Origin of the sequence: Caenimonas terrae (assembly GCF_042655405.1) — a bacterium.
Taxonomy (GTDB): domain Bacteria; phylum Pseudomonadota; class Gammaproteobacteria; order Burkholderiales; family Burkholderiaceae_C; genus Ramlibacter; species Ramlibacter terrae_A.
In genome coordinates this window covers 227073-240567 of record NZ_JBHSMF010000010.1, presented here as the reverse complement: position 1 = coordinate 240567, position 13495 = coordinate 227073, and the positions used below count along the sequence as shown (strand labels likewise).

General features: G+C 68.7%; 15 protein-coding genes. 7 read left to right on the top strand and 8 right to left on the bottom strand.

The annotated features are described in order from the left end of the window. The first annotated feature begins 2 nt into the window (after window positions 1-2). Complete coding sequence (gene guaB / locus ACFPOE_RS20365) at window positions 3-1472, top strand: IMP dehydrogenase (RefSeq protein ID WP_376852156.1); 1470 nt, start codon at window positions 3-5, stop codon at window positions 1470-1472. A 48-nt stretch (window positions 1473-1520) separates the two neighbouring features. Here guaB and ACFPOE_RS20360 read toward each other — a convergent pair whose 3' ends face one another. Continuing rightward, entirely contained in the window at window positions 1521-2399 is an 879-nt protein-coding gene (locus tag ACFPOE_RS20360; protein WP_376852155.1) for a hypothetical protein, read from the bottom strand. Window positions 2400-2721: 322 nt separating this feature from the next. Between ACFPOE_RS20360 and guaA the strand changes: the two genes are divergently transcribed. The 5 genes from guaA to ACFPOE_RS20335 all read left to right on the top strand — a co-directional run bounded on the left by guaA (window position 2722) and on the right by ACFPOE_RS20335 (window position 7799). Further along, entirely contained in the window at window positions 2722-4335 is a 1614-nt protein-coding gene (guaA, locus tag ACFPOE_RS20355) for a glutamine-hydrolyzing GMP synthase (RefSeq protein ID WP_376852154.1), read from the top strand. A gap of 300 nt (window positions 4336-4635) precedes the next feature. After that, window positions 4636-5253 (top strand): FMN-binding negative transcriptional regulator, encoded by a 618-nt coding sequence (locus ACFPOE_RS20350; protein WP_376852153.1) that lies wholly within the window; start codon window positions 4636-4638, stop codon window positions 5251-5253. 1 nt (window position 5254) lies between these two features. Next, on the top strand, window positions 5255-5488 hold the full coding sequence (locus tag ACFPOE_RS20345) for a hypothetical protein (protein WP_376852152.1): 234 nt from the start codon (window positions 5255-5257) through the stop codon (window positions 5486-5488). Then, the gene (gene tadA / locus ACFPOE_RS20340; RefSeq protein WP_376852151.1) at window positions 5485-6885 is read left to right on the top strand and encodes a tRNA adenosine(34) deaminase TadA; all 1401 of its coding nucleotides are present in this window, start codon (window positions 5485-5487) and stop codon (window positions 6883-6885) included. The genes ACFPOE_RS20345 and tadA overlap by 4 nt, the downstream gene beginning before the upstream one ends. Next, window positions 6882-7799, top strand: coding sequence for an LD-carboxypeptidase (locus tag ACFPOE_RS20335; protein WP_376852150.1), 918 nt, complete (start codon window positions 6882-6884; stop codon window positions 7797-7799). The genes tadA and ACFPOE_RS20335 overlap by 4 nt, the downstream gene beginning before the upstream one ends. A 13-nt stretch (window positions 7800-7812) precedes the next feature. Here ACFPOE_RS20335 and ACFPOE_RS20330 read toward each other — a convergent pair whose 3' ends face one another. After that, window positions 7813-8157 (bottom strand): glycoside hydrolase family protein, encoded by a 345-nt coding sequence (locus tag ACFPOE_RS20330; protein WP_376852149.1) that lies wholly within the window; start codon window positions 8155-8157, stop codon window positions 7813-7815. Window positions 8158-8355: 198 nt separating this feature from the next. Next, window positions 8356-9399: a DUF72 domain-containing protein gene (locus ACFPOE_RS20325; RefSeq protein WP_376852148.1), complete on the bottom strand. Its 1044-nt coding sequence runs from the start codon at window positions 9397-9399 to the stop codon at window positions 8356-8358. A 136-nt stretch (window positions 9400-9535) separates the two neighbouring features. On the opposite strand from ACFPOE_RS20325, the gene ACFPOE_RS20320 reads away from it, so the two are divergent. Continuing rightward, window positions 9536-9904 (top strand): hypothetical protein, encoded by a 369-nt coding sequence (locus ACFPOE_RS20320; protein WP_376852147.1) that lies wholly within the window; start codon window positions 9536-9538, stop codon window positions 9902-9904. 9 nt (window positions 9905-9913) lie between these two features. On the opposite strand, the gene ACFPOE_RS20315 is transcribed toward ACFPOE_RS20320, so the two are convergent. The 5 genes from ACFPOE_RS20315 to tmk all read right to left on the bottom strand — a co-directional run bounded on the left by ACFPOE_RS20315 (window position 9914) and on the right by tmk (window position 13430). Then, window positions 9914-10561, bottom strand: a complete 648-nt coding sequence (locus tag ACFPOE_RS20315; RefSeq protein ID WP_376852146.1) for an ankyrin repeat domain-containing protein — start codon at window positions 10559-10561, stop codon at window positions 9914-9916. 11 nt (window positions 10562-10572) lie between these two features. Continuing rightward, entirely contained in the window at window positions 10573-11376 is an 804-nt protein-coding gene (locus ACFPOE_RS20310; protein WP_376852145.1) for a TatD family hydrolase, read from the bottom strand. 65 nt (window positions 11377-11441) lie between these two features. Next, window positions 11442-11804: a PilZ domain-containing protein gene (locus tag ACFPOE_RS20305; protein ID WP_376852144.1), complete on the bottom strand. Its 363-nt coding sequence runs from the start codon at window positions 11802-11804 to the stop codon at window positions 11442-11444. Window positions 11805-11811: 7 nt separating this feature from the next. Beyond that, entirely contained in the window at window positions 11812-12798 is a 987-nt protein-coding gene (locus ACFPOE_RS20300) for a DNA polymerase III subunit delta' (RefSeq protein WP_376852143.1), read from the bottom strand. Then, window positions 12795-13430, bottom strand: coding sequence for a dTMP kinase (gene tmk / locus ACFPOE_RS20295; RefSeq protein ID WP_376852142.1), 636 nt, complete (start codon window positions 13428-13430; stop codon window positions 12795-12797). Before tmk ends, ACFPOE_RS20300 begins: the two co-directional genes overlap by 4 nt. Between the last annotated feature and the right edge of the window lie 65 nt (window positions 13431-13495).

Sequence of the window (13495 nt, the reverse complement as noted above, 5' to 3'; positions counted from 1 at the left end):
ACATGCGCCTTCTAGGTAACGCGCTCACCTTCGACGATGTGTTGCTGGTGCCGGCGTTCTCCCAGGTCCTGCCCAAGGACACCTCTCTGGCGACCCGCCTGTCCCGCAACATCACCCTGAACCTGCCGCTGGTGTCCGCCGCGATGGACACGGTGACGGAGGCGCGCCTGGCGATCGCCATCGCCCAGGAGGGCGGCATGGGCATCGTCCACAAGAACCTGACGGCGCAACAGCAGGCGGCCGAAGTGGCGCGGGTCAAGCGCTACGAATCGGGCGTGCTGCGCGATCCGGTGATCATCACGCCGACCCACACGGTGCGCCAGGTGCTGGACATGCAGGAGCAACTGGGCATCTCCGGCTTTCCGGTGGTGGATGGCGGCAAGGTGATCGGCATCGTGACCGGCCGCGACCTGCGCTTCGAGACCCGCTACGACGTGCCGGTCAGCCAGATCATGACGCCGCGCGACAAGCTGATCACGGTGCGGGACGGCACCACGCCGGCCGAAGCCAAGGCACTCTTGAACAAGTTCAAGCTGGAACGGCTGCTGGTCGTCAACGACAAGTTCGAGCTCAAGGGCCTGATCACCGTCAAGGACATCACCAAGCAGACCAGTTTCCCCAACGCGGCGCGCGACGCCTCCGGCCGCCTGCGGGTGGGCGCGGCGGTGGGCGTGGGCGAGGGCACCGAGGAACGGGTGGAGGCGCTGGTCAAGGCCGGTGTCGACGCCATCGTGGTGGACACGGCGCATGGCCACAGCAAGGGCGTGATCGAGCGGGTGCGCTGGGTCAAGCAGAACTATCCGCAGATCGAGGTGATCGGCGGCAACATCGCCACCGGCGCCGCGGCGCTGGCGCTGGTGGAGGCGGGCGCGGACGCGGTCAAGGTCGGCATCGGCCCGGGGTCGATCTGCACCACCCGGATCGTCGCCGGCGTCGGCGTGCCGCAGATCACTGCCATCGACAACGTCGCCACGGCGCTGCGGGGCAGCGGCGTGCCGCTGATCGCCGACGGCGGCATCCGCTATTCGGGCGACATCTCCAAGGCGATCGCCGCCGGCGCCAGCACGGTGATGATGGGCGGCATGTTCGCCGGCACCGAGGAGGCGCCCGGCGAGATCGTGCTGTTCCAGGGCCGCAGCTACAAGAGCTACCGCGGCATGGGCTCGATCGGCGCCATGCAGCAGGGCAGCGCGGACCGCTACTTCCAGGAAGCGACCACCGGCAACCCCAACGCCGACAAGCTGGTGCCCGAGGGCATCGAGGGCCGCGTGCCGTACAAGGGCTCGCTGGTCTCGATCGTCTACCAGATGGCCGGCGGCCTGCGGGCCAGCATGGGCTACTGCGGCTGCGAAACGATCGAGGACATGCGCAACAAGGCCGAATTCGTGCAGATCACGGCGGCGGGCATGCGCGAGAGCCATGTCCACGACGTCCAGATCACCAAGGAAGCGCCGAACTACCGGTCGGAGTGATCTGCACGCAGGGGCGGACCAGCGTCCGCCGGCCCCGGACGCCTACGCTCACTGCGGCCGATAGAAGGCGACGTTGCCCGCGCCACCGGCCCAGCTGCCGGTGTCGTTGAAGTACACGAGCTGGTAGGACTGCCCTGACTGCAGGTGCAGTTCGCACTCGATTTCGGTGGCTGCCCCGCCCGACTGGCCGCCGCACGCGTAGACGAATTCGTAGGTGCCGCCGGTGAAACCGTTCGGATAGGCCGCGCTGAAGGTGTCGAACTGCGCCTGGGTCATGACGGCGAACTTGCCGCCGTAGCCTTCCGTCTCGATATAGCCGCGCCAGCTTCCGGTGGGAGTGGTGAAGCCCTGGGATTTCCATGCGCCGGTAGCGCCGTCCGCGGTGAACGGAACATTGGTGTCGAAATTCCAGCCAGGCAGCCGGTGGTCGTAGGACACCTCATGGTAGACCGGGTTGCTGTAGCCGGTGGCCACGCTCTGTCCCGGCACCGTGCCGATCCAGTAGGTGCCGGCCGGCAGGGTGGGGAAGGTCATGGCGTCCCCGCCGCTGGGATTGAGCGGCACTCCCTGGAAGGTCTGCCCGTTCACGAACGCCTGTGCATTGGGCTGGTCCAGCACGTAGACCTTCGCATTGAACTGCGCAGCGACAAAGCCCCAGATCTGCGAATCCTGGGCCAGGGTGAATTTCTCGTTCGGATCGAGATGGTTCGGATTGGCGGCGTTCAGGATGAAGGAGGTCTCGCCGGTCTCGCCGCTGCTGAACGAGGTCGAGTAGTCGGCACCACCCGCGGGCGGCGCGGGCGTGGTGGCTGCAGGCGGCGTGGTTGCAACAGGGCCGGGTGCCGCACTGGAAGCGCTGTCGGAGCCGCCTCCTCCGCACGCTTGAACCATGGCTGCAAGGAGGAGGGTCAACGGAAGGTAGCGCATGCGGTGTCTCCGGTTTGTGTGGCCCGAAGATAGGAGCCATTGACGATGAGCGCATCACTCGTCCGAGTGATGCGTGGGCTGCTGCTGCCATGCCCTTGACGGGCATCGTTGCACCTGCTGTCTTTTGGCCGCGGCGCCGCGCCCGCTGACGCCGGTGCCGTAAAATGAGACAACTCCACGTCCAAGTCTGGCCATCCGTCGGCGGGTCCGGCCAGTGCGTGGCAGATGCAACCTGGCGGCCGGCCTTCGACGGCCGGCCCGGCGCCACCGTGTTGCATGGCTCACGAACGTCCCACCGATTGCCGACATGCCCCTGACCTCGATGCAACACGACAAAATCCTGATCCTCGACTTCGGCTCCCAGGTCACCCAGCTGATCGCCCGCCGGGTGCGCGAAGCCCACGTGTTCTGCGAGGTCCAGCCCTGCGATGTCAGCGACCAGTGGATCCGCGACTACGCCGCCGACGGCTTGCTCAAGGGCGTGATCCTGTCGGGCAGCCATGCCAGCGTCTACGAGGACACCACCGACAAGGCCCCGCCGGCCGTGTTCACGCTCGGCGTACCGGTGCTGGGCATCTGCTACGGCATGCAGACCATGGCGCAGCAACTCGGGGGCAAGGTGGAGGGCCACCATCTGCGCGAATTCGGCCCGGCCGCCGTGCGCGCCCGCGGCCACACCAAGCTGCTGGAGAACATCGCCGACTTCACCACGCCCGATGGGCACGGCATGCTCAATGTCTGGATGAGCCACGGCGACAAGGTGACCGAGCTGCCCCCGGGCTTCAAGCTGATGGCGTCCACCGACAGCTGCCCGATCGCCGGAATGGCCGACGAGGAGAGGCGCTTCTACGCAGTGCAGTTCCATCCGGAAGTGACGCACACGGCGCAGGGCAAGGCGATCCTGGAGCGCTTCGTCCTCGAGATCTGCGGCGCACGCCCGGACTGGGTGATGCGCGACCACGTGGCCGAGGCCGTCGAATCGATCCGCCGGCAGGTGGGCGACGAGGAAGTGATCCTGGGCCTGTCGGGGGGCGTCGATTCCTCCGTGGCCGCGGCGCTGATCCATCGCGCCATCGGTGACCAGCTGACCTGCGTGTTCGTCGACCACGGCCTGCTGCGCCTGAACGAAGGCGACATGGTGATGGACATGTTCGTCGGCAAGCTCCATGCGAAGGTGATCCGCGTCGACGCCAGCGCGCTGTTCCTGGGCGAGCTGCAAGGCGTGAGCGACCCGGAAGCCAAGCGCAAGATCATCGGCAACGAATTCGTGACGGTGTTCAAGCAGGAGGCCGCCAAGCTGACCAGCGCCGGGGCCAAGGGGGCCAAGTGGCTGGCGCAGGGGACGATCTATCCGGACGTGATCGAATCCGGCGGCGCCAAGAGCAAGAAGGCCGTCACCATCAAGAGCCACCACAACGTCGGCGGCCTGCCCGAGCAGCTCGGGTTGAAGCTGCTGGAGCCGCTGCGCGACCTGTTCAAGGACGAAGTGCGCGAACTGGGGGAGGCGCTGGGCCTGCCGCACGACATGGTTTACCGCCATCCGTTCCCGGGCCCCGGTCTCGGGGTGCGGATCCTGGGCGAAGTGAAGAAGGAATATGCGGACCTGCTGCGCCGGGCCGACGCGATCTTCATCGAGGAATTGCGCAATTTCCGCGACGCGGCCAGCGGCAAGAGCTGGTACGACCTGACCAGCCAGGCCTTTGCCGTGTTCCTGCCGGTCAAGAGCGTGGGCGTGATGGGCGACGGCCGCACCTACGATTACGTGGTGGCGCTGCGGGCGGTGCAGACCAGCGACTTCATGACCGCCGACTGGGCGGAGCTGCCCTATGCGCTGCTCAAGAAGGTGTCCAGCCGGATCATCAACGAAGTGCGCGGCATCAACCGCGTCACCTACGACGTCAGCAGCAAGCCGCCGGCCACCATCGAGTGGGAATAGGCTCCGGCGCCGCCGGCCCGGCGCCTGACGCCGGCGGCGGCCCCGGCCGTTCGCGACCTGCACGCGATCGGCTTCGATCCCGTGTTCACCGAGCGCGACGGCCCCGACTGGATCGCTGGATCGGCAACCGCGGCGACCGGGGCCTGGTCCGCCGCTGCTAAAGCACAGAAGGCCCTGATCACTGGGCCGCCAATTCTGAGCCGGGCGCCGTGTGCGAAAACTGACGGCGCCGGCGGCAACCGCGCCCAGGGACCGGATGGCAGTAGGCGGCCGGCGCAAGCTCGGGGACAATCGGCTCCCATGTACCAGCCGCCGCATTTCAAGTCCAGCGACCGCGCCGTGGCCGCCGGCCTGATGCGGGCGCATCCCTTTGCCAGCCTGATATCGCCCGACGACGACGGCCTGCCGTTCGTCACGCACCTGCCGCTGCACCTCGAAGAGAGCGGGGAGGGCATGACCCTGGTGGGCCACTGCGCCAGGCCCAACCCGCACTGGCGCTACCTGCAGGCCCGGCCGACGGCCGTGGTGACCTTTCTCGGGCCGCATGCCTACCTGTCGCCGCAGGTCTATCCCGACCTGGCCCGCGTTCCGAGCTGGAATTACCTGGCGGTCCATTGCACCGTGCGCGCCCGACTGGTGGAAGACGCTGATGCCAAGGACGCGCTGCTGAAGAAACTGATCGGCGACCATGAGCCGGCGTACGCCGCGCAATGGCGGGCGATGGACCCGCAGCTTGCACAGAAGCTGCTGGCGGGCATCGTCGGCTTCGAGCTGGACGTGCAGGACCTGCAATGCAAGCTGAAACTGAACCAGCACCGGCCGGAATCGCACGGGGCGCTCAAGGCGGCCTACGCGTCCGGGAATGACGATCAACGCGAGCTGGCCCTGTGGATGGACCGGCTCGGAATGGGAGGCTGACATGCGCGGAGTGTTCACGGTCCTGAGCCTGCTGGTGGTGGTTGCCATCATCGGCGTGCTGGTCAAGAAGCAGATGGGATCGCTGGCGGGGCCGGCCGCCTTGCCGGCGCTGCCGGGCGTGGCCGCGCGGGCGCCCGGCGCGCCTCCCCCGACGCCGCAGCAGACCGTGCAGCAGTTCCAGCAGGCGGTGCAGAGCCAGATGCAGCAGGCCCCGATGCCGGACGACACCAAGTGAGCCCGGGGTCGCCCCCGCCCGCGGCAAGCGACCTGGAGTTCATGCAGCAGGCGCTGCTGCTGGCGCGCGAGGCCGCGGCGGCCGGCGAAGTTCCGGTCGGCGCGGTGGTGGTCCGCAACGGCCAGGTGGTCGGACGCGGGCGCAATGCGCCGGTCGGACGCCACGATCCCACCGCCCATGCGGAGATCGCGGCGCTGCGCGACGCGGCGGCGACGCTGGGCAATTACCGGCTGGACGGCTGCGAGCTGTTCGTGACGCTGGAGCCCTGCGCCATGTGCAGCGGCGCCATGCTGCATGCGCGGCTGCAGCGGGTGGTCTACGGCGCGCCGGACCCGAAGACCGGCGCCGCCGGCTCGGTGCTCGACCTGTTCGCGCAGCGCCAGATCAACCACCAGACCCAGGTCGTCGGCGGCGTGCTGGCGCAGGAGTGCGGCGGGTTGCTGGCGCAATTCTTCCAGTCGCGCCGCGAGCATGCGCGCAGCACCCAGCAGCCGCTGCGCGACGACGCAGTGCGGACCGCACCGGAACGCTTCGACGGCCTGCCCGGCTACCCCTGGGCGGCGCGCTATGTGCAGGACCTGCCGTCCCTGAACGGCTGGCGCATGCACTACCTGGACGAAGGCCCGGCCGACGCCGCGCGCACCTGGCTGTGCCTGCACGGCAACCCGGCCTGGAGCTACCTTTACCGCAAGATGATCCCGGTGTTCCTCGAGGCCGGCGACCGCGTGGTGGCGCCGGACCTGATCGGCTTCGGCAAGAGCGACAAGCCCAAGAAGGACAGCGCCCACAGCTTCGCCTGGCACCGCCAGGTGCTGCTGGAGCTTGTCGAGCAACTGGACCTGCACGACGTGGTGCTGGTCGTGCAGGACTGGGGCGGCCTGTTGGGCCTGACCTTGCCGATGGATGCGCCGGAGCGCTACACCGGACTGCTGGCGATGAACACGGCGCTGGCCACCGGCGACGCGCCGCTCAGCCCGGGATTCCTGGCCTGGCGCGAGATGAACGCGAAGAACCCCGAATTCGACATCGCCCGGCTGTTCGCGCGCGGCAATCCGCGCATGAGCCCGCAGGAGTGCGCGGCCTATGCGGCTCCCTTTCCGGATCGCGGGCACCGCGCGGCGCTGCGCGCCTTTCCGCGGATGGTGCCGGAGTCGCCGACGGCCGACGGCGCGGCGATCTCGCAGCAGGCGCGCGGGTTCTGGTCGAAGGACTGGTCCGGCCGCACGCTGATGGCGATCGGCATGCAGGACCCGGTGCTCGGCGAGCCGGTGATGCGGTCGCTGCAACAGCTCATTCGCGGCTGTCCTGAGCCGGTGCTGCTGCAGCAGGCCGGGCACTTCGTGCCGGAGGAGGGCGAGGAGATCGCGCGGCTGGCAGTGGGATACTTGCGCCGGTGACAAAACATATCTATATCTATTCGCCGTCCAGCGCGGTCGGCGACAGGGCGGTGATCAAGCGGGGCGTGGCGCGGCTCAAGGCGCTGGGACACGAGGTCGAACTGGACGAAGCTGTGTTCGCGCGCCACATGCGCTTCGCCGGCGACGACGCCACGCGGCTAGCCGCGATCCACCGGGCCGCCGCCAGCGGTGCCGACGTGGCGCTCATCACCCGCGGCGGCTACGGACTCACCCGCATCCTGCCGGGCATCCGCTACAAGGCGGTGGCCAAGGCGATCGAACGCGGCACCCGGTTCGTCGGCCTGAGCGACTTCACCGCCTTCCAGAACGCGGTGCTGGCCAAGACCGGCGCCGTCACCTGGTCGGGCCCGGCGCTGGGCGAGGATTTCGGCGTGGAGGGCGAGCCCGACGACATCATGCAGGCCTGCTTCGAGGACCTGGTGAGCGGGCAGGGCGAGGGCGCCGGCTGGCAGTTGCCGGTGTCCGAGCGGCGCGACCGGCTGCTGCAGGTCAAGGAAGCGACGCTCTGGGGCGGGAACCTGGCGGTGCTGTCGAGCCTGGTCGGCTCGCCCTGGATCCCGGACATCAGGAACGGCATCCTGTTCCTGGAGGACGTGCACGAGCATCCGTACCGGGTGGAACGCATGCTGACGCAGTTGCTGTATGCGGGCATCCTGGGGCGGCAGAAGGCCATCCTGCTGGGCCACTTCACCAACTACAAGCCCTATCCCCACGACCGGGGATTCAAGCTGCAGACGGTGGTGGACTGGTTGCGCCTGCAGGTGAAATGCCCGGTTTTCACGCGCCTGCCGTTCGGCCATGTGGCGACCAAGGTGGCGCTGCCGGTGGGGGCGCCGGTGCACCTGGCAGTCGAGGGCCGGGACGCTTTCGTCCTGTGGGGGCACCGCCACTAGGCGGAATGCTCCTTCAGCCGACCAGGGGGCTGGGGCGTGACTGCAGGCCGCCGGGCAGCAGGCCGCGGAACTGGCCGGTGATGCCGGCGATCTTTTCCCGGGCCACCGATTCGCTGTAAAGCGCAGCCAGCGCGGCCATCAGGTCGCCCCGCAGGTACCACAGCGCCTGGACGTCGTTGGCATAGCGCAGGCGCCGCGCCACGTTGGGAAAGCTCTTCTGCCCGGAGTCGCCGAGCACGCCCAGCATGGCCTCGCGGATCTCCTCGGTGCTGCTTTCCAGGGTCGAATCGCTGGGCGGCATGGAATTGCCAAGCAGCCCGTAGATGCTGTTCCTGAGTCCTGGTTTGAGCCAACGCATGATTGTTCTTGTCCTCCTCACAGTGCATGACACCTGCCTGTGTCACCCACGGTAAAGCCAAGCGTTCTAAAGCGCAAGCTTGAGCTTGTGATGAAGTTGACAGAAAACCGCAATAAAATCATGGAGTTGGTCGCGGTAATCGAGGCACTTTCTCGGCGTGGAACATTGTCGGGCACGGTCCCGGATTGATTGCCTCAGTCAAGTTTCCGGTTCCGGCGCCCCGATTTCGTGCACCGCCCTGGCCAGTTCCAGCACCGACAACGGGGCCGATCCTTCGGCCTTGTTGTTGACCGTGATGTAGACCGGCAGGGCCGCGCCCGTCGTGGCCGCGATCACCCGGGCGAGCGTCTTGCGGGTGGCGGGGTCCGGGTCCTGCAGGCGGTCGAAGGGCTCGTACAGTCCCTTCGCGTCCTCGTAGCCATAGGCGCCGTGCCGGCCGTTCAGGCTCCAGCGGCAGACCAGCGGCGCCGGCCACAAGGCGCGCAGCATCGGCAGCTGCTCGTCGACCGGCGGCATCCGCGGGTGCAGGCCGAGGCAATAGGTCGCGCCGGCGGCCTTCAGGATGGCAGCAAAGGCCGGCGTCAGGAACTCCGGATTGCGCACTTCCACGGCCACCACGGCGCCGGGCGCCACCGGTTGCAGCGCCGGCAGGGCGGCGAGCATGGCCGCCAGCCGCTCGAGCACCTCATCCAGCCGCGCCAGCCAGGCCGGGGGCAGGGGGCTGAGCTGGAAGACCAGCGCGCCGATCTTGGGGCCGAGCCCGTCCAGGGCCGGCTGCACGAACTCCGCCGCCGCCGGCACCGGGTCCAGAAACGCCGGATTGTCCTGGAGGCCCCGGCCGGCCTTGCCGCGCACCAGGGCGTCGCACACCAGGCTGGGCGCCTTGACGACGAAGCGGAAATGGTCCGGGACTTGGCCTGCATAGGCCGCGTACTGGCTGGCCGTCAGCGGGCGGTAAAACGACCGGTCCAGGCTGACGCAACGCAGCAGCGGATGGCCGCTGTACGCCGTCAGGCCGGTGCGCGACAGGCTCGACTCGGAATGGTCGCCGCGCCACACCAGCCCGCGCCATCCCGGAAACGACCAGGAAGAGGTTCCCAGGTGCAGTCCCGCCGGCAGCGCCGCACCCAGTGCGATCAGGTCGGGCGCGCAAACCGCGGCCTCGATCCGGGACTGCGACGGGCGGGGCCGCGGTGTCAGCGCCGGGGCCGGGGCCGGGCCCTGGTCGTCGAACAGATCCATCCTGCCGCTCCATGACTTAACATAATATACATCGTATGAAGTTACAGTGAGACCCCGAAGTGCTCATTCCTCGGTACAACGGCCAGTGGCGCGCCGCCGGGGCCAGCGCCGATACCACCCGGGACCAACCCACCTTATGCATCCGATCCGACTTTCGCTCGCCATTGCCGCCGCCGCCATGCTCGCGGCCTGTGCCACCCAACCGCCAGCCGAACCCGGCAACCACATGATCTTGCGCGACCTGTCGGGCAAGCTGGTCATGCAGTTCGACTATCCGACCGACGAGCTGTGCGCCAAGACCTCGGCGGCCATGCGCGGCACGGTCTACAAGGCCAACTGCTCGCAGACCTCGATCGCCGAGCCGCTGCGCGGCCATGCGACGCTGCGCTACACGCCGCCCGGGGTGCTGGTCGAGGGCCATTATGTGGACCTGGCGGCCTGCAAGGCCCTGACCGCGACGATGTCGGCGGGCGTCGAGCTCATTCAGGCTTGCCGGGCCAAATAGGCCCAGGCCTCACCATTTGCCGCGCGGCTGCTGGCTGCGCAGCGCGCCGGCGATCAGTTCGGCCGAATCGCTGCGGCCGGCCCGGGTGGCGAAATCGATCGCCGTCAGCCCGAGCTGGTTCTTCAGCCTGGGGTCGGCGCCGGCCTCCAGCAGCAGCTTGACCGCGTCGGCGTTGCCGTATTGCGCCGCCATCATCAGCGGCGTCGTCTTGTTCGGCGACTCGGCGTCGATGTAGGCATAGTTGTCCAGCAGCATGGTCATGACGTCCAGGTGGGCGTTGGTCGCTGCGTAATGCAGCGGGGTCCAGCCGGTCTTGTTGACGTCGGCGCCGCGCTCCACCAGCTTGCGCGCCAGTTCCAGCTCGCCCTTGAGCGCGGCGATCATCAGCGGGCTCTCGTCCTTCGAATTGCGAAATTCCACGTTGGTCTTCGGCCAGCGCATCATCACGTCGGCGACCTTGGGCGACGGCTCCTGCACCGCGATGAACAGGGCATGCAGGCCCCTGGGGTCGAGCGTGTTGGCGTCGAAGCCGCGGCTCAGCAGGCTCTGGACCGTGCCCGGGTCGTCGCGCTTGACGGCCCGGAAGAAGTCCTCGTAGGATCCGGCATGAACGAGACCAAATCCAATAAAGGCAAGGAGATAGACGATCTTTCTCATGTGATTTCTCATCATTGGCCGGCCAGGAACAGGCGCTCGAAATTGCGGCTGGTGGCCTGCGCCACGGCCTCCACCGGCAGGTCTCGCAGCTGCGCGATCTGGCGCGCCACGTAGGGGACATAGGACGGGTTGTTGGTCTTGCCGCGGTACGGCACCGGCGCCAGGTAGGGGCTGTCGGTCTCGATCAGCATGCGGTCCAGCGGCACGAAGGCGGCGACGTCGCGCAGCTCCTGGGCGCTCTTGAAGGTCAGGATGCCGGAAAATGAAATGTAAAACCCCAGGTCCAGCGCCGCCCGGGCCACCTCGGCGGTTTCGGTGAAGCAGTGGAAGACGCCGCCGGCCGATCCGGCGGAGCCGTCCTCGCCCTCCTCCTTCAGGATCGCCACCGTGTCGGCCGACGACGCCCGGGTGTGGATCACCAGCGGCTTGCCGATCTGGCGGGCGGCCCGGATGTGGGTGCGAAAGCGGTTGCGCTGCCACTCCATGTCCGCCACGCTGCGGCCGCCCTTGCGTTCCTCCATCTGGTAGTAGTCCAGCCCGGTTTCGCCGATCGCCACCACCCTGGGCAGCGCCCCGAGCCGAAGCAGGTCGTCCAGCGTCGGTTCGGTCACGCCCTCGTTGTCCGGGTGGACGCCGACCGAGGCCCAGAAGTTGTCGTATTGCAGCGCCAGCGCATGCACGGCCTCGAACTCCTCCAGCGTGGTGCAGATGCACAGCGCCCGGTCGACCTGGGCGTCCGCCATCGCCTGGCGGATCTCGGGCAGGCGGGCCGCCAGCTCGGGGAAAGTGAGATGGCAATGGGAATCGACGAACATGCGTTGGACAGTCAAAAAGAGGGATCGCGCGCCACCGGCGCGCCGCCACGGGCAGGCTGCCGCGGCTAGATGGTCTGGGTCGGCCGCTCGGACGCCAGGTGCCCGCCCAGGATCTCTTCGATCTTGATCTTGAGCAGCTTGGACTTCTCGTCCGAGGGAAACCGGATGCCGACGCCCTGGGTGCGGTTGGCCGCGGCCCGGGCCGGCGTCACCCACGCCACCTTGCCAGCGACAGGATAGCGCTGGGGATCGTCCGGCAGGGACAACAGCACGTAAACGTCATCGCCGAGCTTGTAATCCCGCGCCGTCGGGATGAACACGCCGCCATCGGTGAACAGGGGGATGTACGCCGCATAGAGCGCCGCCTTTTCCTTGATCGCGAGCTGGATGACGCTGGGACGGGGGGTGGCGGGAGTGACTGTGCTCATGGTCGGGCTAGCGCGAGTTTAGGGCGTTATGGGCCTGGCTTACAAGCGCTTCCAGCATCAGGCCTGCATTGAACGGGTGTTCGACGGTGCGCGCGGTCCCTGCCAGGTCGCGCCACCACCCAGTGAGCGCGGCCACCGGCGCCGCTGGCGGCAGGTCCGTGGCGGCAAAGAAACGCGGCTCGGCGCCGGCCTGCAGCGACAGCAGGTCGTGACACAGTTTCTGCAACGCATCGACCGCCTGCGCCGGACTGAAGCCGGCCACGGCGCCGACGTCGCCGCGCGCCACCGCATTGGGCAGCAAGGCCCAGGACTTGCCGCTGCGCCCGGCCTGGGCGAACTGCGCCGCGTCCTCCGGCCGGCCGCCGGCGGCGCGCAGCAGCTGCGGCGCTTCGGCGGCGGACACGCCCTGGGCCTGGAGCCACCCCAGGCTGGTCGCCTCGTCCGGCCACGCCATGGTGTGGGCGATGCAACGGCTGCGGATGGTCGGCAGCAACTGGTGGGCGGCCTCGCTGGCCAGCACGAATTTCACGTCGCCGGGCGGCTCCTCCAGCGTCTTGAGCAGCGCGTTGGCCGTGATCTGGTTCATCCGTTCGGCCGGATACACCAGCACAGCCTTGCCGCGGCCGCGCGCGCTGGTGCGCTGCGAAAACTCCACCGCGTCGCGCATTGCGTCGACCCGGATCTCCTTGCTGGCCTTGCGCTTCTTGTCGTCGATGTCGGACTGGGCCTTCTCCGACAGCGGCCAGCCCAGCTCCTGCATCTGCACCTCGGGCATCAGCACGCACAGGTCGGCATGGGTGCGCACGTCGATCGCGTGGCAGCTGCCGCACTGGCGGCAGGCGCCCTGCGGCGTCGGCCGGTCGCACAGCCAGGCCCGCGCCAGTTCCAGCGCCAGGCTGTACTGCCCCAGGCCGGAAGGTCCCTGCAGCAGCCAGGCGTGGCCGCGCTGGGCCAGCAGGGCCTGCGACTGCGCCGCGATCCAGGGTGCGCTCATTGCAGCCAGCCCTTGCCCCGCACCGCGGCCAGCACGTCCTCCCAGACCGCGTCGCGCGGCCGGTCGGCGGCGATGCGCACGAAGCGCGCCGGCTGCTGCCTGGCGCGTGCGTCGTAGCCGGCGGCGACCTTGCGGAAGAACGCCACCGGCTGGGATTCGAACTTGTCCGGCGCCCGCACGCCGGCCAGCCGCTGCGCGGCCACCTCCGGCGCCAGCTCGAACAGCAGGGTCAGGTCCGGCTGCCGCAGCCCACCCTGCGGCAAGGCCTGCACCAGCTGCTCCAGTTGCCCGAGCACCGCCAGGTCGAAGCCGCGGCCGCCGCCCTGGTAGGCGAAGGTGGCGTCGGTGAAGCGGTCGCTCATGACGACGTGGCCAGCGGCCAGGGCCGGCTCGATCACCTGCTGCAGGTGGTCGCGCCGGGCCGCGAACATCAGCAGGGCCTCGGCCAGCGGATCCATCGCCTCGTTCAGCGCCAGCGCGCGGATCTTTTCCGCCAGTGGCGTGCCGCCCGGCTCGCGCGTCAGCACCACCGTGCGGCCCTGCGCGCGCAGCAGCTCGGCCAGCGGCGCGATGTGGGTGGACTTGCCGGCACCGTCGATGCCCTCGAAGCTGATGAACACGCCGCCCGTCATGGGACCCCCACGCCCGTCAAGGCCGGGCTGCCCCCCGAGGGGGCCCTCGCTGGCTGGAAGCGGTT